Source organism: Dactylosporangium sp. CA-139066 (assembly GCF_050936175.1).
Lineage (GTDB): Bacteria > Actinomycetota > Actinomycetes > Mycobacteriales > Micromonosporaceae > Dactylosporangium.
Genome location: NZ_JBNJNH010000002.1, coordinates 896,616 through 916,280, shown reverse-complemented (window position 1 = coordinate 916,280; position 19,665 = coordinate 896,616). Strand labels below are relative to the sequence as shown.

21 protein-coding genes and 1 tRNA gene are annotated in these 19,665 nt (G+C 70.6%); 9 read left to right on the top strand and 13 right to left on the bottom strand.

The features are described 5' to 3' along the window. Positions 1-29: 29 nt before the first annotated feature. The 5 genes from ACQEVU_RS48975 to ACQEVU_RS48955 are packed head-to-tail and all read left to right on the top strand — an operon-like array spanning position 30 to position 6,154. Complete coding sequence (locus ACQEVU_RS48975; protein WP_433337033.1) at positions 30-1,358, top strand: 3-oxoacyl-ACP reductase; 1,329 nt, start codon at positions 30-32, stop codon at positions 1,356-1,358. Then, positions 1,358-2,230: a MaoC/PaaZ C-terminal domain-containing protein gene (locus tag ACQEVU_RS48970; RefSeq protein ID WP_433337031.1), complete on the top strand. Its 873-nt coding sequence runs from the start codon at positions 1,358-1,360 to the stop codon at positions 2,228-2,230. The genes ACQEVU_RS48975 and ACQEVU_RS48970 overlap by 1 nt, the downstream gene beginning before the upstream one ends. Beyond that, positions 2,184-4,550: a hypothetical protein gene (locus ACQEVU_RS48965; RefSeq protein ID WP_433337029.1), complete on the top strand. Its 2,367-nt coding sequence runs from the start codon at positions 2,184-2,186 to the stop codon at positions 4,548-4,550. Before ACQEVU_RS48970 ends, ACQEVU_RS48965 begins: the two co-directional genes overlap by 47 nt. A gap of 9 nt (positions 4,551-4,559) precedes the next feature. Continuing rightward, positions 4,560-5,750: a dTDP-4-amino-4,6-dideoxygalactose transaminase gene (gene rffA, locus ACQEVU_RS48960; protein ID WP_433337027.1), complete on the top strand. Its 1,191-nt coding sequence runs from the start codon at positions 4,560-4,562 to the stop codon at positions 5,748-5,750. A 2-nt stretch (positions 5,751-5,752) separates the two neighbouring features. Then, on the top strand, positions 5,753-6,154 hold the full coding sequence (locus tag ACQEVU_RS48955) for a GtrA family protein (RefSeq protein WP_433337025.1): 402 nt from the start codon (positions 5,753-5,755) through the stop codon (positions 6,152-6,154). Here the strand turns inward: ACQEVU_RS48955 and ACQEVU_RS48950 are convergent. From ACQEVU_RS48950 to ACQEVU_RS48925, 6 genes are read right to left on the bottom strand one after another with little or no spacing between them, the layout of a single operon-like run. Next, positions 6,118-7,068 carry a glycosyltransferase family 2 protein gene (locus ACQEVU_RS48950; RefSeq protein WP_433337023.1) on the bottom strand — a complete coding sequence of 317 codons (951 nt, stop codon included), beginning with the start codon at positions 7,066-7,068 and terminating at the stop codon, positions 6,118-6,120. The genes ACQEVU_RS48955 and ACQEVU_RS48950 overlap by 37 nt on opposite strands. Before the next feature lie 14 nt (positions 7,069-7,082). Further along, positions 7,083-8,321, bottom strand: a complete 1,239-nt coding sequence (locus ACQEVU_RS48945; RefSeq protein ID WP_433337021.1) for an acyl-CoA reductase — start codon at positions 8,319-8,321, stop codon at positions 7,083-7,085. 13 nt (positions 8,322-8,334) lie between these two features. Then, on the bottom strand, positions 8,335-9,381 hold the full coding sequence (locus ACQEVU_RS48940; protein ID WP_433337019.1) for an acyl-protein synthetase: 1,047 nt from the start codon (positions 9,379-9,381) through the stop codon (positions 8,335-8,337). Continuing rightward, positions 9,378-10,730 carry an AMP-binding protein gene (locus ACQEVU_RS48935; protein ID WP_433337017.1) on the bottom strand — a complete coding sequence of 451 codons (1,353 nt, stop codon included), beginning with the start codon at positions 10,728-10,730 and terminating at the stop codon, positions 9,378-9,380. The genes ACQEVU_RS48940 and ACQEVU_RS48935 overlap by 4 nt, the downstream gene beginning before the upstream one ends. After that, positions 10,727-11,458, bottom strand: coding sequence for an SDR family NAD(P)-dependent oxidoreductase (locus ACQEVU_RS48930; RefSeq protein WP_433337015.1), 732 nt, complete (start codon positions 11,456-11,458; stop codon positions 10,727-10,729). The genes ACQEVU_RS48935 and ACQEVU_RS48930 overlap by 4 nt, the downstream gene beginning before the upstream one ends. Then, positions 11,442-11,687 (bottom strand): acyl carrier protein, encoded by a 246-nt coding sequence (locus ACQEVU_RS48925; protein WP_433337013.1) that lies wholly within the window; start codon positions 11,685-11,687, stop codon positions 11,442-11,444. The genes ACQEVU_RS48930 and ACQEVU_RS48925 overlap by 17 nt, the downstream gene beginning before the upstream one ends. 58 nt (positions 11,688-11,745) lie before the next feature. Here ACQEVU_RS48925 and ACQEVU_RS48920 point away from each other — a divergent pair, with 58 nt between their 5' ends. Beyond that, entirely contained in the window at positions 11,746-12,246 is a 501-nt protein-coding gene (locus ACQEVU_RS48920; RefSeq protein WP_433337011.1) for a GNAT family N-acetyltransferase, read from the top strand. A 61-nt stretch (positions 12,247-12,307) separates the two neighbouring features. Here ACQEVU_RS48920 and ACQEVU_RS48915 read toward each other — a convergent pair whose 3' ends face one another. Together ACQEVU_RS48915 and ACQEVU_RS48910 are read right to left on the bottom strand one after the other, a co-directional pair. Further along, positions 12,308-13,501, bottom strand: a complete 1,194-nt coding sequence (locus ACQEVU_RS48915; protein WP_433337009.1) for a DUF418 domain-containing protein — start codon at positions 13,499-13,501, stop codon at positions 12,308-12,310. An 85-nt stretch (positions 13,502-13,586) separates the two neighbouring features. Beyond that, entirely contained in the window at positions 13,587-13,751 is a 165-nt protein-coding gene (locus tag ACQEVU_RS48910; RefSeq protein ID WP_433337007.1) for a hypothetical protein, read from the bottom strand. Between the two features lie 100 nt (positions 13,752-13,851). On the opposite strand from ACQEVU_RS48910, the gene ACQEVU_RS48905 reads away from it, so the two are divergent. Together ACQEVU_RS48905 and ACQEVU_RS48900 are read left to right on the top strand one after the other, a co-directional pair. After that, positions 13,852-14,739 (top strand): TetR/AcrR family transcriptional regulator C-terminal domain-containing protein, encoded by an 888-nt coding sequence (locus tag ACQEVU_RS48905; RefSeq protein WP_433337005.1) that lies wholly within the window; start codon positions 13,852-13,854, stop codon positions 14,737-14,739. A gap of 28 nt (positions 14,740-14,767) precedes the next feature. Next, entirely contained in the window at positions 14,768-15,301 is a 534-nt protein-coding gene (locus ACQEVU_RS48900; protein ID WP_433337003.1) for a tyrosine-type recombinase/integrase, read from the top strand. 52 nt (positions 15,302-15,353) lie between these two features. Here ACQEVU_RS48900 and ACQEVU_RS48895 read toward each other — a convergent pair whose 3' ends face one another. The 3 genes from ACQEVU_RS48895 to ACQEVU_RS48885 all read right to left on the bottom strand — a co-directional run bounded on the left by ACQEVU_RS48895 (position 15,354) and on the right by ACQEVU_RS48885 (position 16,689). Further along, positions 15,354-15,785 carry a hypothetical protein gene (locus tag ACQEVU_RS48895; RefSeq protein ID WP_433337001.1) on the bottom strand — a complete coding sequence of 144 codons (432 nt, stop codon included), beginning with the start codon at positions 15,783-15,785 and terminating at the stop codon, positions 15,354-15,356. Positions 15,786-15,943: 158 nt separating this feature from the next. Continuing rightward, positions 15,944-16,072: a hypothetical protein gene (locus tag ACQEVU_RS48890; RefSeq protein ID WP_433336999.1), complete on the bottom strand. Its 129-nt coding sequence runs from the start codon at positions 16,070-16,072 to the stop codon at positions 15,944-15,946. A 526-nt stretch (positions 16,073-16,598) separates the two neighbouring features. After that, positions 16,599-16,689: transfer RNA gene (locus ACQEVU_RS48885), tRNA-Ser, on the bottom strand. An 810-nt stretch (positions 16,690-17,499) separates the two neighbouring features. Here ACQEVU_RS48885 and ACQEVU_RS48880 point away from each other — a divergent pair. Continuing rightward, complete coding sequence (locus tag ACQEVU_RS48880; RefSeq protein ID WP_433336997.1) at positions 17,500-18,459, top strand: NAD(P)H-quinone oxidoreductase; 960 nt, start codon at positions 17,500-17,502, stop codon at positions 18,457-18,459. On the opposite strand, the gene soxR is transcribed toward ACQEVU_RS48880, so the two are convergent. Together soxR and ACQEVU_RS48870 are read right to left on the bottom strand one after the other, a co-directional pair. Further along, positions 18,446-18,916: a redox-sensitive transcriptional activator SoxR gene (gene soxR / locus ACQEVU_RS48875; protein ID WP_433336995.1), complete on the bottom strand. Its 471-nt coding sequence runs from the start codon at positions 18,914-18,916 to the stop codon at positions 18,446-18,448. The two genes, ACQEVU_RS48880 and soxR, sit on opposite strands and share 14 nt — an antisense overlap. Next, positions 18,868-19,566, bottom strand: a complete 699-nt coding sequence (locus tag ACQEVU_RS48870; protein ID WP_433339709.1) for a glycosyltransferase family 2 protein — start codon at positions 19,564-19,566, stop codon at positions 18,868-18,870. The genes soxR and ACQEVU_RS48870 overlap by 49 nt, the downstream gene beginning before the upstream one ends. Positions 19,567-19,665 lie beyond the last annotated feature (99 nt).

Sequence of the window (19,665 nt, the reverse complement as noted above, 5' to 3'; positions counted from 1 at the left end):
TCGCTCGTAGTGACTGGGGAGGCACTGCAATGACCGATCGCTACGCCACCTTCGCCCACTCGGGCGCCGGGAGGTTCCTCGTCAAACGCCTCGGCCTGCCGGATCCGCCACGGCTGCGCCGCTATGAGCCGGGCTCCGAATTCGGGCCGGTCACCCTCGGCGGCGCGGGGCGGCTGGCCGAACCGACGCGCCACATCCTCGACAAGCTCCCGATCAGCCTCGCGACCGGTAAAGGCGGCGCCGACGAGCGCTGCGCGGCGCTGATCTTCGACGCCAGCGGCATCGCCGACAGCGACGGGCTCGGCGCGATCTACGAGTTCTTTCACCCGGTGATCCGCTCGCTGCGCGCGTCCGGCCGGGTCGTGGTGCTGGGCAGCCCGCCGGAGCTGTGCACGAGCGCCCGCGAGGCGACCGCGCAGCGCGCGCTCGAAGGGTTCGTGCGCTCGCTGGGCAAGGAGATCGGCCGGGGCTCGACCGCGCAGCTCGTCTACGTGGCCCCGGGCGCCGAGGAGGCCACCGAGTCGACGCTGCGGTTTCTGCTGTCGGGGCGGTCGGCGTACGTCTCGGGGCAGGTCGTGCGCATCGGCCCGGCCGTCGTCGACGTCCCCGACGACTGGGACCAGCCGCTGGACGGCAAGACCGCGATCGTCACCGGCGCCGCCCGCGGCATCGGCGCGTCGATCGCCCACGTGCTCGCCCGCGAGGGTGCCCACGTGGTCTGCCTCGACGTGCCCGCCGCCGGCGAGGAGCTGACCCAGGTCGCCAACGAGGTGAAGGGCACCGCGCTGCAGCTCGACCTGACCGCCGACGACGCGCCGCGCCGGCTGGCCGACTTCATCGCGACCCGGCACGTGCACGCCGACGTGTTCGTGCACAACGCCGGCATCACCCGCGACAAGACGCTCGGGCGCATGGACGAGAACCAGTGGCGCTCGGTGCTCGACGTGAACCTCTGCAGCCAGGAGCGGATCAACGACGTCCTCCTCGCCGAGAACCTGCTCGGCGAGCACGGCCGGATCGTGTCGGTCTCGTCCGTCTCGGGCATCGCCGGCAACCGCGGCCAGACCAACTACGCCACCTCGAAGGCCGGCGTGATCGGCCTGGTGGAGGCCACGGCCGGCGCGGTCGCCGAGCGCGGGCTCACGATCAACGCGGTCGCGCCCGGGTTCATCGAGACGAAGATGACCGCGGCGATGCCCATGTTCGTGCGGGAGGGCGGCCGGCGGCTCAACAGCATGTCGCAGGGCGGCCTGCCGGTGGACGTGGCCGAGACGATCGCCTGGCTGGCCAGCCCGGCCTCGGGCGGCGTCAACGGCAACGTGATCCGCGTCTGCGGGCAGAGCCTGCTGGGGGCCTGATGCCCACGACCGTCCTGCAGCAGCCGCCGAAGCTGGGTCCGCTGTACCGCGCCGCCGCCCTTCGGCGCTCTACCGGCTCCACGCTGCCCGACCGTTCGCTGCGCCTCGACGGGGTGCGCGTGGATCTTCCGCGCCTGGCCGAGTACGACCGGGTCTGCGGGTTCCGGCTCGGCGACGAGCTGCCCGCCACCTACCCGCACGTGCTCGCGTTCCCGCTGGCGATGGCCCTGATGACGGCCGACGACTTCCCGTTCCCGCTGCTCGGGCTCGTGCACGTGGCCAACCGGATCGACGTGCGGCGGCCGCTGCTCGCCGGCGAGACATTCTCGCTGACGGTGCGGGCCGAGGCGCTGCGCCCGCACGAGCGCGGCACCCAGCTCGACGTCGTCGCCACGGCCGCGGTGAACGACGAGGTAGTGTGGACGGACCGCTCGACGTACCTCCGCAAGGCCGGAAAGCCCGCAAGGTCGGATAAGGCGCCGAGAGCGGAAGCGCCCCGGGCAACCGCGGAATGGCGCGTGCCGCGACGGATCGGGGCCGACTACGCGGCCGTGTCCGGAGACCGCAACCCGATCCACACCAGCCGCGTGCTGGCCAGGGTGTTCGGGTTCCCCAGGACGATCACGCACGGGATGTGGACCAAGGCGCGCTGCCTGGCCGCACTGGAAGGCCGCCTCCCGGCCGCTTACGGCGTGGATGTGCAGTTCAAGCTGCCGATCCTCCTGCCGGCCACCGTCGGGTTCGCCGCGCAACCGGAGCGGACCGGGTGGCAGTTCGCGGTACACGATCGAAGGACAGGCAAACCCCACCTGGCCGGTGCGATCGTTGAGCCCGACTGTGCAGACCCCGACGAGGGCAATCGCGCTGAGTGAACCGGCCGGGGCGCCGCGGCCGAGCCCCGCACCGGCCCGCAACACCGGATTCGCCGGGCCGGCGCTGCTGCTCGGCGCGGCCTTCGCCGTCCTGTGGTATTACCACGTGCCCCCGGCGACGACCGCGATCTTCGCGCTGTACGTCACCCTCGGCGTGATCCTGCCGGGCACGCTCTGGTGGCGCTTCCTGCGCGGCGGCCCGGGCTGGCTCGTCGCCGACGCCGCCGCCGGCCTCGTGGTCGGCTACGTCGGCGAGGTCTTCACCTACGTGGTCGCGCGCCTGATCGGGGCCCCGCTGCTCGTGCTGGCCTGGCCGATCGGCACCGCAGCCGCCTTCTGCACGATCAAGAGCCTGCGACGGTACCTGCGCGGCTCCCCCGGCGCCGACCGCCCGCCGGCGCCGTGGCGCTGGGCCATGACCGCGCTCGCCGGCCTGACGCTGCTCTGGAGCGTCAAGTTCTACCGGGTGTACGGCCTGAGCTACCCCGCCAACGCCTCCCCCGACACCGATTCCACGTTCCACCTGGCGCTGGTCGGCGAGGCCCGGCACCACATGCCGATGCGGGTGCCGTGGATCGAGGGCGAGCCGCTGCTGTACCACTGGTTCGTCTACCCGGAGATGGCCGCCACGAGCTGGGTCACCGGCATCGAGGCCAACGTCCTGCTGCTGCGCCTGTCCATGCTGCCGATGCTCATGGCGTTCACGGTCCTCGTCGCGCTGCTCGCGCGGCGGGTCACCGGCGGCTGGTGGACCGGCGTCGCCGCGAGCGCCATGACCCTGCTGGTGCTCGCCCCCAACCCGTACCAGTGGCAGCTCTACGCCTTCTTCCGCGACCTCGCCTTCAGCGGCCTTGACGACGGCGCCGCGCTGCGCCAGACCGCGTGGAGCGGCCCGACCCAGACCTTCGGCGCCGTGCTCTTCGTCCCGGCGGTGCTCGTCCTGGCCGATCTGCTGCGCGGCGGCGCCGGCCGGCGCCAGTGGGCGCTCTTCGCCCTGCTGCTGGCCGGCGTGACCGGCGGCAAGGCGACCTACCTGCCGCTGCTGGCCGCCGGCCTGGCCCTGCTGGTCGCGGTGGAACTCGGGCGCCGCCGCCGCTGGCACCGCCCGGCGCTGGGCGCCCTGGCCCTGACCCTGGCCGGCATCCTCGCGGCCCAGCTGGTCCTCTTCGGCGCGAGCAGCCAGGGCACCCGCCTGGCCCCGCTGACCGACATGGCCACCGGCGGCGTCGGCGTGACCACGGGGTTCTCCGCCGGTCGCGTGCCCTGGCGCCTGATCGTGCTGGCCGCCCTGACGGTCCTGTGCTGGGCCGCGATGTGGGCCGGCCTCGCCGCCCTGCGCCGCCGGCCCGTCTCCGCGGAGCTCACGGTCATGCTCGGCATCGGCCTGGCCGGCGCCGCCGCCACGCTCCTGCTCGGCCAGGACGGCGACAGCCAGCGGTACTTCCTGGAGTCCGCCCGCCCGTACCTGTGCATCGCCGCGACCGCCGGCCTGGCCGCCCTGCTGCCCGGCCCGATGACCCCGCGCCGCGCCGCCACGCTGCTGGCCACCGCCCTGTCCGGCGTCGTCGCGATCCAGGCGCTACAGTTCCTGGGCCGCCACGACATCCCCCGCGGCGAGTCCCCCGCGAGGCTGACGGCCGACCTGGTCCTGCCGTACTTCGCCCTGGCCCTGTTCACCGCCCTCGCGTACCTGGCGTTCCGACGGATTTGTCCGCCACTCCGTGACGGACAAATCCGACATTTCACCATTTTGCGCGACGTACCGGCGGCTGCGCTGCTCATCGCCCTGCTCGCCGGCTTCGGGCTCAACACCGCCGCGCAGCACTTCGCGCTGATCGCGCAGGAGTCGCGGCAGAGCGGCTGGCGCGATGTCGTGCGCAACCAGCGGTACGTCTCGCAGGGTTCCCTGGAGGCCGGCCGCTGGCTGCGCGGGCACTCCGACCCCGACGACCTCGTCGCGACCAACGCCCACTGCCTGATCTACGAGGGCAGGTGCAGCAACCTGCACTTCTCGATGACGGCGTACTCCGAGCGCCGCATGCTCGTCGAGGGCTGGGGCTTCGCCACGACGGCGCACGAGGAGGCGGCCCGCCTCGGCGCCTGGGTCGGCGCGGTGCCCTACTGGCGGCCCGAGGTCCTCGCGGCCAACGACGCCGTTTTCGCCGACCCGAGCGAGGCGAACGTGCGAGTTCTTCGCGACCGCTACCGAGTCCGGTGGCTGTTCGTTGATGAAACGCAGAGCACCGTTTCGCCACACCTTGCGACCTTTGCGCGGTTTCGCTACCGATCGGGGGTCTGCGCGGTGTATGAGCTTAGGTAGGCGCCGCCAGTGAAAGCGACCAAGCAACTCGCCGTCCCGTTCAACAAGGGGTACCTCACCGGTGCCGAGACCGGGTACATGCAACAGGCGATGGCGAACGGCCCGATGACGGGCGACGGCCCGTTCACGAAGCGCGCCAACCAGCTGCTCAACCAGATCATCGGGTCCCGGCACACGCTGCTGACCACCTCGTGCACGCACGCGCTGGACATGACCGCGCTGCTGCTCGACCTCGGCCCCGGCGACGAGGTCATCCTGCCCTCGTTCACGTTCTGCTCGACCGCCAACGCCTACGCCCTGCGCGGTGCCACGCCCGTCTTCGTCGACTGCCGGGCCGACACGCTCAACATCGACGAGCGGCTGGTCGAGGCGGCCGTCACCGAGCGGACCCGGGCGATCGTGGTCGTGCACTACGCCGGCGTGGCCGTCGAGATGGACGCGATCCTGGCGATCGCCCGCCGGCACGACCTCGTCGTCATCGAGGACAACGCGCACGGGCTCGGCGGGGCGTACCGCGGCCGGGGCCTCGGCTCGATCGGCGAGCTCGCCACGCAGAGCTTCCACGAGACCAAGAACGTGCACTGCGGCGAGGGCGGCGCGCTGGTGCTCAACGACGACCGCTTCCACGACCGGGCCGAGATCATCCGGGAGAAGGGCACGAACCGCGGGCAGTTCTTCCGGGGCATGGTGGACAAGTACCGCTGGATGGACCTCGGCTCGTCCTACCTCCCTTCGGACCTGCTCGCCGCGTTCCTGACCGCGCAGCTGGAGCACTTCGCCGAGATCCAGCGCCGCCGGATGCACGTGTGGAACAGCTACCACGCGCGGCTGGCGACCTGGGCCGTCGAGCACGGGGTGAGCCAGCCGACGGTGCCGGACGACCGCAGCCACCCGGCGCACCTGTACTACCTGCTGCTGCCCGACCTGGCCAGCCGCACGGCGATGCTGTCGCACCTGCTCGAGCGCGGCGTGCTGGGGACCTTCCACTACCAGCCGCTGCACCTCGCGCCGGCCGGGCAGCAGTACGGCCGGACGGCGCCCGAGGGCTGCCCGGTGACCGAGGACGTGGCCGACCGGCTGCTGCGCCTGCCGCTCTACGCCGGCATGGACGACGGCGACATCGACCTGGTCGTCGAGGCGGTGGAGTCCTACCGCCCGGTGCGCCGCACCCCGCGGCCGGCCCCCGTCTGCCCGAAGTGACCGTGACGACGACCGTCGAACGGGTCCTCGCCGACCGCCGCGTGCGCTACGTGGCGGTCGGCGGCGTCTCGTCCGCCGTCTACTACGCGCTCTTCACGGCCATCTACCTGAGCACCCGCCACCACCTGCATTACCTGGCGGTGCCGGTGCTGGCCAACCTGGGCTGCGCGATCGTCACGTACCCGCTGCAGCGGCGCTGGGTGTTCCAGGCCAAGGGGCCGGTGCTCGCCGGCTTCCTGAAGTTCTACGTGATCTGCCTGTGGGCGCTGCTCTTCACCTACGCGGGCCTGCCGCTGCTGGTCGAGCTCGCCCGCGTGCCGGTGCTCGTCGCGCAGGCGCTGCTCATCGTCACCGCCCCGCTGATCAACTACCAGCTGAGCAGGTTCTGGGCCTTCCGGCGCTGATCGGTGCTCTCCCGGATCACGTACGTCGGCCGGCCCATGCCGTGGGCGTGGACGCGGCCCAGGTACTCGCCGAGCACCCCGATGCCGATCAGCTGGGCCGAGCTGAAGATGGTGACCAGCGAGGCGAGCGTGGTGAAGCCGGCCACCTTGGTGTCGCCGGTGAAGTACAGCCAGATCAGCCGGGCGGTGAGCAGGAGCCCGCAGACGCCGATGAGGAATCCGAGGTACGTGACCATCCGCAGCGGCTTGGTGGAGTACCCGAGGATCATGTTGATCGCGTGCTTGGTCAGGGACTTCAGCGTGAAGCCGGAGCGGCCCTCGGCGCGGCGCTCCATCCGCACGGTCACCGACCCGACCCGGGTGGTGGTCCACGACAGCACGATGTCCACGGAGACGTGTGGGCCGCTGACCTGGTCGAAGCCGGCCCGCAGGAAGGTGCGGAAGATCCGCAGGGCGCCCAGGATGTCGGCGTTCGGGATGCCCATCGTGCGGCCCATGACGAGGCTCTTGGCGCCCCAGGACGTGAGGTTGCGCAGCGGCCCGTGCTCCTCGGTCTCCGGCACCGCGTAGACGAGGTCGAGATCGTCGGTGAGCGCGGCGACGAGCTTCGGCAGCTCCTCCGGCGGGTGCTGCAGGTCGTCGTCCATCGTGATGATGCGCTCGCCGTTCGCCGCCCGGATGCCGGCGATCAGCGCGTTGTGCTGGCCGTAGTTGCGCGCCATCCGGATCGCCTGGACGTGGCCGAACTCCAGCGCCAGGGCGCGCGCGGCGTCCCAGGTCGCGTCGGTGCTGTCGACGACCAGCACGATCTCGTGGTCCGGGTGGATGTCCGGGAGCACGGCGTTGAGCCGGGCGACGAGCCGGGGTAGGACGTTCGCCGAGCGGTAGCAGGGTACGACCACGGAGACGGACACGAGCGTGGAACTCCTCAGGCGGCGATCGTGATGATGCGGGTGAACTCGTGCAGCAGGTCGAGGCCGTCCCAGACGCCGGCGAACGTGAGCGCCTGGCCCAACGGCACGATCCGGTCCAGGCCGCGGCCGGCCAGCGCGGTGACGAAGTCGTCGAGCTCGGCCAGGGTGAAGCCGAAGTGGCTCAGCGTCTGGTCCTTCCGCCGGATGGCCGGGGCGAGCTCGGCGAGCGACCCGACCGTGACGTGGCAGACGGTGCCGGACCCGAGCCAGCCGCGCTGCAGCGCGCCGATCCCGGCCAGCTCGACCTCGGCCAGCGCGTTGCCGGCGAAGGTGACCCGGGTCGCGGCGCCGGCGGCGGCGAGGCCGTAGGTGGCCACGTACTTCTCCATCGCCATCGCCGGGTCGACCGCCCAGCCGCGGCGGGACACCTCGTCGGCGAGCAGGCCGGTGAACTCGGTGCGGGCCGCGGCGGCGGCCGCCGCGTCGCCGACCCAGCACAGGTCCCGCGGCGAGGAGCAGGCCGCCTGGTCGAACCAGTAGAGGTCGTTGGCGAAGCCGGCCACCGCGGCGCGGCGCTGCTGCGGGGTCGCCGCCCGCCAGCCGGGCACCGAGATCGCCGCGAACGAGGAGCGGTCCGGGAAGGCGAGCTCGCGGGCCAGGGGGCGCAGCGGGTGCCGGCGCAGTGCGGTGACCGACTCGTCGCCGCCCCAGAGCACGCGCAGGTCGCAGGCGGCGCTGAGCGCGCCGGTCAGGGCGTCGTCGCGCTCGTACGTCACCATCCGCTGCGTCTGCGCGATGGCCGGGTCGGCGCCGGCCAGCACGTCGTTGAGCGCCTCGAGCACGGCCTCGGCGGCCCCGGCCGAGCGGCCGGAGATGCGCACGATGTTGTGGTTGCCGGCCAGGGCCGACAGCGCCCAGGAGTACACGAAAATCGTGTCGACGTTGGCCGGCGGGAAGTGCAGGACCAGCCCCCGGGGGGCGCGGCGCTGGCCGGCCGCGCCGTCGCCGAGGCGGGCGACCGCGCGGGCGAGCTCGCCCTTGCGCAGGAAGAAGCCGAGCGAGCCGAGCTCCGGGTGGCGGCGGGCCACGTCGGGGCGCAGCAGGCGGCGGGAGAACGCGGTGAGGAACTGCCGGACGCGCTCGTCGCCGACGACCAGCCGGCCGCCCGGCGGCTCGGCCGAGACCTCGGCGAGGAGATCGTCGAGGCCGACCTGCGCCGAAAAATGCGGAAATTTCACACGAAACGCATTCATATGGCAATTCCGGTCATACGGCACCCACGAACGTGTCGCTGCAGCCGCGGGCCTCGGCCCGCGGGAGGCGGCCGAGGATCGAGAAACGCTTGCCCGGCCAGGCGCCGTCGTCGACGCCGTGCACCACACCGAGGTCCTCGGTGAGCAGCACGTGGCCGGGGTACGACTCCGGCAGCGTGCTGAGCACCTCGACCAGCCCCGGCCGGCCGGGCGGCAGCGGCTCCCACGTGTCCGGGTCGCGGATGACGACGTCGGCGAAGTCGGGGCAGTAGAGGGAGTCGCCGTCGGGGCCCTCGAGGTACACCACGCCGATCTGCTCGACCATGCCGTAGAAGTTGTGGATCCGGGTCAGCCCGGTGTCGTTGCGGAACGCGCGGCGGAACTCGGCGTTGCCGACCCGGCGTTCGGCGAGCTTCTTCCAGCCGCCGGAGTGGATCAGGATCCCGTTGGCGAGGTCCAGCCGGTGGTCCCTTGCCAGCTCGTACAGGTACTGCCAAACCATGAATGTGAAACCGAAAACCAGGAACGGGCGGTCGCCGTGCTCGGCCAGGAAGGCGCGGATCGCCGCCAGGTCCGGCCGCTCGTGCTCGTCCAGGGCCCACACGTGGTCCCGCCCGAACGTCGCCATGCCCAGCACGCCGGCGCCGCGCGCGCTGAACGAGCGGCGGTCCTTGATGATCGCGGTGGTGTCGACGACGAGCATCGGCAGGCGGCGCGGCCCGAGCACGGTCTGCAGGGTCCGCCCGAGCATCCGGGTCTGCGCCGCCGCGGCCTCGCGGTCCAGGTAGATCCGGCTGACCGCGCCGGTGGTGCCGCTGGAGGTCAGCACCTTGAACACGGCCTCGTCGGGGATGCTCTTGAGCTCGTGGGTCTTGAACAGCCGCACCGGCAGCCAGGGCAGCTCGGCGGTGTCGCGGTAGATGCGGCCGGTGTGGTGGCCGGTGGCGGCGAGGATGTTCGCGTACGCCGCGCCGCGCGAGCGGTGCCGCTCGGTCAGCTCGATCAGCCGGGGCAGCAGCCGCGTCTCCCGCTCGATCCCGGAGAGCGTGAAGACGGTCATCGCAACGCCTCCAGGGCGCGGTAGTCCACTTTCCCGTTGCTCAGCAGCGGCAGCTGCTCGACGCGGCGCACCTCGAAGCCGGACCAGTGCAGCTTGAGCCGGTCGGCCAGGATGCGCCGCAGCCGCGCGGGGTCGTCGTCGATCGTGAACACGATCACCCGGTCGTCGCCGGACACCGCGGCGGCCGGCGCCGGCAGCATCCGCTCGAGGTCGTCGAGGTTGAGCCGCACGCCGAAGACCTTGCCGAAGCGTTTGCGGCGGCCGTCGATGTAGAGGTACCCGTCGGCGTCGAGGTGGCCCAGGTCGCCGGTGACCAGCAGGCCGCCGTGGTCGTCGCCGCGGGCCAGGTCGGCCGCGGCCTCGGCGTAGCCGAGCATCACGTTGGGGCCGCGGTAGAGCACCTCGCCCCGCACGTCGGGCTCGGTGGTCTCGGTGCCGTCGTCGAGCCGGATGCTGAGGCGCCCGCCGGGCACCGCCGGCCCGACCGAGCCCGGCTTCTCCGCGAGCCGGTGGGCCGGCAGGGTGGTGAGCCGGGGCGCCGCCTCGGTCTGGCCGTACATGACGAACAGCCGCCCACCGGCGGCGGACATGCGGTCGTGGAACTCGAGCACGAGGTCCGCCCGCAGCCGGCCGCCGGCCTGGGTGAGGGTGCGCAGCATCGGGTGCCGGGCCGGGTCGAAGCGAAGCCGGAGCAGCATCTCGTACTGCGACGGCACGAGCGCCAGCGACGTGACCCCGAAGCGGTCGACCGCCGGCCAGAACCCGCGCCCGAGCAGCCCGCCGTCCTCGACCACCACGGTGGCCCCGGCGGCGAGGTGAGTGTTGAGCACCGACATGCCGTAGCTGTAGTAGAGCGGCAGGCCGGTGATGGCCACGTCGGCGGCGGTGATGCCGAGCGCCTCGACGATCGAGGCGGTGTTGGCCAGGACCGCGCCGCGCGACAGCCGTACGAGCTTGGGGTCGCCGGTCGAGCCGGAGGTGGCCAGCAGTACCGCAAGATCGGGGTGCGGGGCCGTCTCCGGGGCCGTCTCGCGCACCCAGCGCGCCGGGCTCTGCGCCCGGTAGCCCTTGGCGGCGTCGCCCGGCAGCGGTCCGAGGACGGCGGCCGGCTCGAACCGGTCGACGAACTCCAGCAGCGTCTCGTCCGCCAGCCCCGGGTCGAGCAGCGCGACGGGCCGCCCGGTCTCGAACGCGGTCACGTAGTCGACGACCGCCTCGACGGTGGCCGGCATGCGCAGGAAGAGGGCGCCCGGCGGCACGTCGTCGTACCGCCCGGGCCGCACCAGATCGGTGACCGCATCCCCGGTCGCCGCGTCGATCACGCGCGCGCCCTCGCCGACGAGCCTCACACGACCACCCCACCGTCGACGCCGAGGACCTGCCCGGTGACGAACCGGGCCCGGTCCGAGAGCAGGAACGCAACCGCGCCGGCGACGTCCTCGGGCGTGCCGAGGCGGCGCAGCGGGGTCGCGGCGACCCGCTCGGCGCGGCCGGCCTCGTCCAGCGAGGCGAGCATGTCCGTGGCGATGAACCCGGGCGCGACCGCGTTGACGCGGATGCCCGCCGGCCCGAGCTCCTTGGCCGCCGCCCGGGCGAGCCCGGCGACGGCCGCCTTGGAAGCGCCGTAGACGGCCTGGCCGGCCGCGCCGGCCGTGCCCATGACGGAGGCGAGCAGCACGACGGCCGGCTCGGCCCCGCGGCGCAGCAGCTTCACCGCCGCCTGCAGCGTGTGCGCCGCGCCGGCGGCGTTGACGGCGAAGAGCCGGTCGACCGCCTCGGCGCTCATCAGGCCGAGCAGCCCGGCCTCGTGAACGCCGGCGTTGACGACCAGCGCGTCGAGGCGCCGGTGGCGCTCGAAGACGGCCCGGACGATGGCGGCGACGTCCTCGGCCCGGCTGACGTCGCCGTGCACGAGCAGGTGCTCGCCCGGGATCGCCTCGGCCGCAGCTTTCGCCGAGCCCTCCTCGCGCCCGTGCAGGACGAGCTCGTACCCGTCGGCGGCCAGCGCCGCGGCAACCGCCCGCCCGATCCCGCGCGAGGATCCGGTGACGAGCGCGACCCTAGTTGGCGAGCGCAACGTCGTGCTTCCCCAGGATCTCCACGGCCTTCCCGAACGAGCTCAGGTCGATGACCTCGTCGGTGTCGATCATGACGTCGAACGCGTCCTCGATCTCGGCCACCAGCTGCAGGTGGGCCAGGGAGTCCCACTGCTCGATGCCGCGGTACTCCAGCCGATCCACGTCGATGTCGTCGGGCAGGCCGAGCGCCGTGCGGAACGCGGTGCGGAGGCGGTCGAGGTTACTCACTGGGGTTCCCTCCGTTGTAGCAGTCGTCAGGAGGCTCAACGACCTAGGAGGTGCCGAGGTGCTGCGCGAGGCCCGGGAGTCGGACCTGGAGAACATCCGCGAGTGGCGCAACCACCCGAAGACACGGGGCGCCAGCATCTACACCGCGTACATCACCCCGCAGACCCACGCCCGGTGGTGGGCCAACGTCAGCACCGACCCGTCCCGCCGGGTCCTGATCTTCTCCCACGCCGGCCACGACTGCGGCGTCGTGACGTTCAACGACCACGATCCCGCCGCGGGTACCGCGGAGTGGGGCTTCTTCCTCGACGTCGACGGCCTCCAAGCACGCGGCGAACTGCTGCCGGCCTGGCTGGAACTCGAAAAGGCCGCGGTCGACTACGCGTTTGGCGAGCTGGCTCTGCACTCGGTCGGCGGCCGCACCTTGGCGTGGAACAAGCCGGTGATCGCGCTGCATCGGCGCTTCGGCTTCGTCGAGGTCCCGTCGCGCCAGTACACCACTGAAATCGACGGCGAGCAGCAGGTCGTGGTGTGGACGGAGAAGTCGCGCGCAACCTGACCGGAGACCGGCCACGCAGCGCGCAACCGGCCTCGTCGATCTCCTTTTCAAGTCGAAGTAACTATCGACGCATGGCGGGCCGCTTCCGGTGGGTCCATGCGCGCAACGCCCATTCGACGGGGCCGTACCGGAACCGCCGCATCCACCACGAGCTGGCCGCCACCTGTACCACAAAGATCGTCAGCGCGATGAGCAGCGTCTGCGCCGGCGCGGTATGGCCGGCCAGGCCCAGCCCGACGCCGGTGAAGACGAGCACGCAGATGAGCGACTGGCTCAGATAGTTGGTCAGCGCCATGCGTCCCGCAGGTGCCAACGCGTCCGCGACACGCGGCCGCCGTGTGAACAGACGCAGCAGGGTCGCCGCGTAGGCCGCCGCAAGGAACGGCGCGGTGACGATGCTGACCATCAGCCCGGTCATGTTCGCTGTGCCGCCGCCGATCGCGAACACGGTGGCGCCGGCCAGCCCAACCGGATAGCCGACCCTCTCGCATCGGCGCAGCAAGTTCTGGTGGGTGTGCACGGCGGCGAGCATCCGGTGCTTGCCGGCGGCGAGACCGACGAGGAACGCGGCGAAGGCCAACGGCCCTTGCACGACAAGCGCGCCGAGCATTGCCGGCAACGAGCGCAGGTGCTCCAGGACGACATCACCGAGCCCGCCGCGTAGGGCCTCCGTCGAACGGGCACCGGCGGCGACCGCGGCGGCCTCGTCCGGGACCACCGCGGTACCAGCAACCGCGGCCAGACCGACCACGAACGCGATCACGCCCACGATGATCGCCGCGGCAAACAGGGCAGTGCGCGGCTCGATCCGCCGGACGGCGAACAGCACGAGACCGAGTAACGCGTACGTGGTGAGGATGTCGCCGTGGAAAAGCAGCACCGCGTGCAGCGCCCCAAGCACGAACAACCCGGACAGCCGACGCAGGAATGACCGGCCGAAGGCCGCCCCACGCCGGGCCGCCGAGTCGATTTGCAGGGTGAAGCTGTAGCCGAACAGGAACGAGAACAGCAGGTACGCCTTCATCGCGAACAGCAGTTCCGCCGCATCTGCGACCATCCGGTCGAGCGCACCGTACGCCGGATTGTCGACCAGCTGGAACGCATATCCGGAGCTGAAGTACCACACATTGACCAGCAGGATGAGCAGCAGTGCAATCCCGCGCAACGCGTCCACGACGTTGATCCGGCCGTCGTCATTGTTTTCAGCAGCTACACCCAGGGCATGACCCTGCCGGTCAGGTCGGAGCACACTCATGGCATCGAGCCTCGCGAGACCAGGGTGTCGTCGTACTGGTCGACGACCTGGGAAACGACGCCGACGCGCTGCCGGCGGAACTTCGTCATCGCGGCGTCCCGGTGGCGGTGAGCTCGGTGCCGTCGATGAACACCCGCCCGGCGGTGGGCCGGTCAGGCCGGCCGCGCACCGCAGCGGGGTGCTCCTGCCCGCGCCCGAGGGGATCATGGTAGGTCTTGCGAAGCGACTCCAGACGAACGACATCAGTCATGCCGTACAGCGTATGAGTGCACTAGGACCGCTGATAGTGAGGCTGTCCCCCGTGTTTGTCCTCGGGGTACCGTGACTGCACTAGTGCACAGGAGGCCGCTGTGGAGGAACCGCCGTACCGCCGGATCGCCGCCGATCTCGCCGACCGGATCGCGTCGGGCGAGCTCGCGCCCGGGGCGAGGATCCCGTCGACCCGGCAGCTCATGGCCGAGCACGGGGTCGCGATGGCGACCGCGACGAAGGTTCTGGCGACCCTGCGCGAGCGGGGCCTCGTTGAACCCATGCGAGGCGTCGGCACCGTGGTCGCCGCGGCCGGCGCCGGTAGAGCACCCGGCCCCGACCGCGAGCAGGTGGTCGCCACCGCCGTGGCTATCGCCGACGCCGAGGGGCTGCACGGCCTGTCGATGCGCCGGCTTGCCGGCCAGCTCGGCATTCCGACGATGGCGATCTACCGGTACGTGACCGACCGGGAAGAGTTGGTGATGTTCATGATCGACAAGGTCATGGCCGACAACCCTCCCCCGGCCCTCACCTCGGACCGCGACGGCTGGCGGCCCTGCCTCGAGGCCGTCGCGCAGCTACATTGGGCGATGTACCGTCGGCACACCTGGCTGGCCCAAGCGGTCTCCTTCACCCGGCCGCTGCCGGCCCCGCACGCCATGGCCCACACCGAGTGGATGATGCGGGCCCTGGACGGGCGCGGGCTCGACCTGAACGCACAGTTCACGGCGGCGGTGACGGTGGCCAACTACGTGCGCGGCACGGCGGTGAACCGGGCCGAGGAGGCGCAGGCCGAGCAGGACAGCGGCCTGACCGACACCCAATGGATGGAGGCCCAGGAAGAACGGATCGGCACGGTCCTGGCCGACGGGACGCTCCCGCTGATGGCCCGCTTCATCACCGCCGACGACGCGGTCTGGAACCTGGACATGCTCTTCGAGTTCGGCCTCCAGCGCCTCCTCGACGGCCTCGCCCCGCTCGTGCGATGAAGATGCTGAGCGACATTGGTTGCGGGGCGTGAAGCACCGCGCAACAAGCGCGACGCGCGTCGTTCCGGCGGCACCGGAACTAGTGCGTCTGTTGCGGCAACACGTCGAGGAGCACGGCGCGGCCGGAGATGGCCGGCTGTTCGTCCGCCGCTACGACCAGCACGGGCCGGTGTCGAAGGAGACCTACAGTCGGGTTTGGCGACAGGCGCGGGCCATGGTCTTGACCGAGTCACAGCAGCGTTCGCCTCTGGCGAAGGTGCCCTACCACCTCCGGCATGCCGCCGTATCGCTGTGGCTTAATGCTGGCGTTCCGGCGACGCAGGTTGCCGAATGGGCAGGCCACAGTGTCAACGTCCTGCTGAAGGTCTACGCCAAGTGCATCGACGGCGATGCGACGCCGCCCGTCGTCGCATCGAGGCGGCGTTGCATAGTTGACTGCACTAACTGCGGCGAAATCGACGACAGCCCGTCGGCACCGGCTGCCCGCGTGCTAGCTCCACTGAAAGGAACGTTTAGCCCCACCTCCGCCCTGGTGGAGGTTGGGGCTAAACGGTGGAACTGAGCGCAGACCGGGGCGAACAACGGTTGTGCCGACCGAGGCGCTGATCCCGGTGCTACTCGATATTCGAACGTTTTCCAAAGAAAAAGCCAGCGATGAACGTTATGAGGCCAAAGAGCGGAACAAGAGAAAATTTTAGGAAGTCGAGAAGAAGCTCGCCGGGCTTGCCGATCGCCGCGACGAGCGTTAGGCCCACGAGGCCGAGGAGCAGAAACGCGCCGAGGGTTTTGAACGCAATGAAGGCCAAGCGGCCGTGAGGACCGGTGACCGGTTCGTCGTCGCGGCGTCGCACCACCGCATTGAGATCGGCGATGACTCCTGGCAGTTCCCAGTCCCCATCACCGTCGACCTCCTCCAGCTCACTACCGAAATTGAATCGTGCATCTGCATCACCTCCTTCAGTCAAACCGTGCGTTGCCCGACCTGGCGTGCCAGGGCCACCAGGACCGGGCGCCACTTCGCCCCGGCCCGTGGCGACAGGCTGCACATGTCCATCGCCTCTGATCGAACCGGGGTCTTCGTTACCAGTGGTCAGGGTGGCACCTCCAGATGTCGACGCGAGTCACTACTCCTCCTTCCATTCGTGGTTGGAAAGCTCGCGGACACCTATCAGTGCTATGGATACGACATTCGGCCTCCTTGGGCTCAGAAATGAAAGACGATCCGCTCAGTTTCGTTTGTCATGGGATCGCGTATAAGAATTGCCTTTCCTTCGCGCTGCGCCTCATCGATGATTCGCCATGATGACAAGGCGCGGCGGAGGATCTCTGTCATCGAGACATTGTCCCGCGAGGACATGTCCCGCAGAACCTCTAGAACCTCCCTGGACATGTTTACGGAGATCTTCTGATAGTCGCCGGCCAAAACCTCTCCGATCTGATCGCCAGGCGCGTTGCTGGCTGGAGCCATCACAGGGTGTGTGGGACCGTCGAGCTTCGCGTGGGTCCAGAGTATCGAAGCTGTGGCTTCTCTGTATATACCAGATATATACCGGAAGCGTATGCATGGGGGGTGTGGTTCACCCATCCGGGTACTGCTGCATGGAGTGACCGAGGTGTGTCCGGTTTCTCGGCTACAGAGTTCTCTTCGGCGTCGTTTGACCATGGCCAGCCGTCTCCGCTGGCCGAAGCGTCCTCGGCGTCCTGATGGCTAAGTGACCGCCCTGGTTCCCATGCACGGCTCATGCACAACCAGTGGGTTATGACCGGCTTCGGTGAGAGCGAGTGAGACGGCCGCGGCTCGGACGGCGGCGCCCGTCGAGCGGCGTTTGCGCTGCTCGACGGGCGATATGGCTGGGCTTTGGCGGAGGGCGTGGGATTCGAACCCACGGAGACGCGGAACGCCTCACCGGTTTTCAAGACCGGCGCCATCGGCCACTAGGCGAGCCCTCCAGTGGAACGACGCTAAGTGTGCCAGATGCGGCGACCGAGGGAGTGGTCACCCATGGGAGGGGGGTCGTTCGGGGGTTTGGCGGGGCTGAGTGGGCGAACGCCACGTGGTGACTTCTCGGCAGACTCGCCGACAAATGCGACACAACGGGCGCTGAGCTGCGCAGACTCTAAGTCAAGGCAGAGCGGACGGGGGAAAGAGAACGATGCACCTCTTCTTCAACGATCCACGGGCACCGTACGTCACCAGGCACCGGCGGTTCGTCATCCGGCCGGCGATCGCAGGGCTGGTGGTGGGGGGTGTCGGGGTGGCGGCGCTCGGTGTGTTTGTGGGGAATGCGGCTTACGACCAAGGGGGGTCGGGCGACGGGCCGATGGCGTTGCCCGTTGCCACGCCGCGGGTGGGGGGCTTCCGAGGGGAAGGGCCGCTGGCCATGGGGACGGTGCCGGCGGCGCCGCAGCCCGTGTTGGAGCTGCGCGAGGAGCAAGGTGCCGCGGTACCGAAAGCGGAAAAGGCCGGAAGCAAGACCGTCAGCCGGGTGGAAAGCGCCGGGGTGGCGCCGCGGCCGAGTGCTACCGCGATGCCCTCTGTTGATCCGACAAATACGATAAATCCGACATCGGCGCCAACGTTCGAGCCGCCCTCGGAGACGAGCGAACCGCCGCCGAGCAGCGAGGCGCCGAGCAGTGAGGCGCCGACGGCAGGGGCGAGTGAAGAGCCCGCCGCGGACGACCACGGAGGACATGGCGGGGGGAAGCATCGGTGGGACCACCGGTCGTGGCGGCCGTTCTGGGACGGACGATGATGGAAGCGTGCATGCGATCACGATCGACACGCCCGGCGGGCCCGAAGTGCTGCGATGGACCGAGGTCCCCGACCCCGTCCCCGGGGCGGGGCAGGTACTGATCGAGGTGGCGGCGGCCGGCGTCAACCGGGCCGACGCGCTGCAGCGGCAAGGCAACTATCCGCCGCCGAAGGACGCGCCACCGTACCCGGGGCTTGAGGTGTCGGGGCGGATCAGGGAGCTCGGCGAGGGCGTGCACGGCTGGCGCACGGGGCAGGAGGTGTGCGCGCTGCTCGGTGGGGGCGGGTACGCCGAACTGGCGGTCGCGCCCGTGGGGCAACTGCTGCCCGTGCCGGCGAACGTCGACCTGGTGGACGCGGCCGGGCTGCCCGAGGCGGCGGCGACCGTCTTCTCGAATGTTGTCGACGTGGCGCGGCTCAAGCCGGGGGAGACGCTGCTCGTGCACGGGGGCGGCAGCGGGATCGGCACGTTCGCGGTACAGCTGGGAAAGGCCCTCGGCGCGGCGGTCGTGACGACCGCGCGGGCGTCCAAGCGCAACCGCCTGTTGGCGCTCGGCGCGGACCGCGTGATCGACTACGCGGCGGAGGACTTCAGCGCGGACACCAAAGCCGACGTCATCCTCGACATCATGGGCGGCTCGTACTTGAAGCAGAACGTCGACGCGCTCAACTTCGGCGGCCGGCTTGTGGTGATCGGGCTGCAGGGCGGCCGGCGTGGCGAGCTCGACCTGGGGCAGCTGCTGACCAAGCGGGCGACGGTCGCCGGTACGACGCTGCGGGCGCGGTCGGCGGCGGAGAAGGCGGCGATCCTCCGCGGGGTGCACGAGGAGGTCTGGCCGCTGCTGGAGAAGGGGCGGATCAGGCCCGTGACGCATGCGCGGTTCCCGATGGCGGACGCCGCGGCGGCGCACCGGCTGATGGAGTCCAGCGAGCACTTCGGGAAGATCCTGCTGACTACGGGCGGGTGAGGATCACCGGGCCGGGGCCCTTGGTCGCGAGGCGGTCGTCGGTGTTGACGAGATTGCAGGACTTGAGCGACAGGCAGCCGCAGCCGATGCAGCCGGTGAGGGTGTCGCGCAGGCGCTCGAGCAGCTTGATCTGCTCGTCGAGGTGGGTGCGCCAGCCGGCGGAGAGGCGCGCCCAGTCCGCCTTGGTGGGCGTGCGGTTGGCCGGCAGCGAGGCGAGCGCCTCCTTGATGGTCTCCAGCGGCACCCCGACCTGCGCGGAGATGCGGATGAAGGCGACCCGGCGCAGCTCGGTGCGGTCGTAGCGGCGCTGGTTGCCGCCGGTACGCGTGGAGTGGATCAGGCCGAGCTTCTCGTAGAACCGCAGCGCGGAGGGGGCGACCCCGCTGCGCGCCGACAGTTCGCCGATGGTCAGACGGGACGGGTCGGCTTGCGGACGCGTTCGCGGGACAGGATCCACAGCGCCTCGACGCCGTCCTTCCAGGTGATCTTCTTGCCCTCTTCGCGGGTGCGGGCCCGGTAGGAGATCGGCACCTCGTACGGCCGGTGGCGGTTGCGCAGCAGCTTGCCTGTCACCTCCGCCTCCATGCCGAAGCCGGCCGAACGCACGTGCAGCGAGCGGTACAGCGAGACGGGCATCAGCTTGAAGCAGGTCTCGAGGTCGCCCAGATAGCAGTTGAACAGCATGTTGGCGGCGGTGGTCACGGCCTTGTTGCCCATGACGTACCAGAACGAGAACGAGCTGTGGCTGCCGAACGTGCGGTTGCCGTAGACCACCGTGGCTCGGCCGTCCAGCACCGGCTCGAGCAGCTTCGGGATGTCCTGCGGGTCGTACTCGAGGTCGGCGTCGAGGATGACCATGTAGTCACCGGTCGCGTGCTCGACCGCGGTGCGGATCGCCGCGCCCTTGCCCCGGTTGCGCGGGTGGATGACGACGTTGAGCCGGTCGTCGTGCAGCCCGCCGAGGATCTCCGCCGTGCGGTCGCGGCTGCCGTCGTCGACGATGACGAGCTCGATCTCCGTCGGGTAGTTCACGTCGAGCGCCTGTTTGACGGCGTCGGCGACGCGTTCTTCCTCGTTGTAGACCGGCATCAGGATGGACAGCTTCATCGAGATCTCCGGGAGTTGTGGCTGGACCATCAGACTAGCTCCCCGTCACTCGGGGGTGTGATGGCCCCGTCGGGGGTTGCGCTGCTCGTACGGTGTGTC

Coding starts and splice junctions, on each gene's coding strand:
- ACQEVU_RS48890 (WP_433336999.1), bottom strand. CDS start 16,072: ATGACAGAGATCCTCCGCCGCGCCTTGTCATCATGGCGAATCATCGAT.
- ACQEVU_RS48940 (WP_433337019.1), bottom strand. CDS start 9,381: ATGACCGTCTTCACGCTCTCCGGGATCGAGCGGGAGACGCGGCTGCTG.
- ACQEVU_RS48910 (WP_433337007.1), bottom strand. CDS start 13,751: ATGACTGATGTCGTTCGTCTGGAGTCGCTTCGCAAGACCTACCATGAT.
- ACQEVU_RS48945 (WP_433337021.1), bottom strand. CDS start 8,321: ATGAATGCGTTTCGTGTGAAATTTCCGCATTTTTCGGCGCAGGTCGGC.
- ACQEVU_RS48975 (WP_433337033.1), top strand. CDS start 30: ATGACCGATCGCTACGCCACCTTCGCCCACTCGGGCGCCGGGAGGTTC.
- ACQEVU_RS48970 (WP_433337031.1), top strand. CDS start 1,358: ATGCCCACGACCGTCCTGCAGCAGCCGCCGAAGCTGGGTCCGCTGTAC.
- ACQEVU_RS48915 (WP_433337009.1), bottom strand. CDS start 13,501: ATGAGTGTGCTCCGACCTGACCGGCAGGGTCATGCCCTGGGTGTAGCT.
- ACQEVU_RS48870 (WP_433339709.1), bottom strand. CDS start 19,566: ATGAAGCTGTCCATCCTGATGCCGGTCTACAACGAGGAAGAACGCGTC.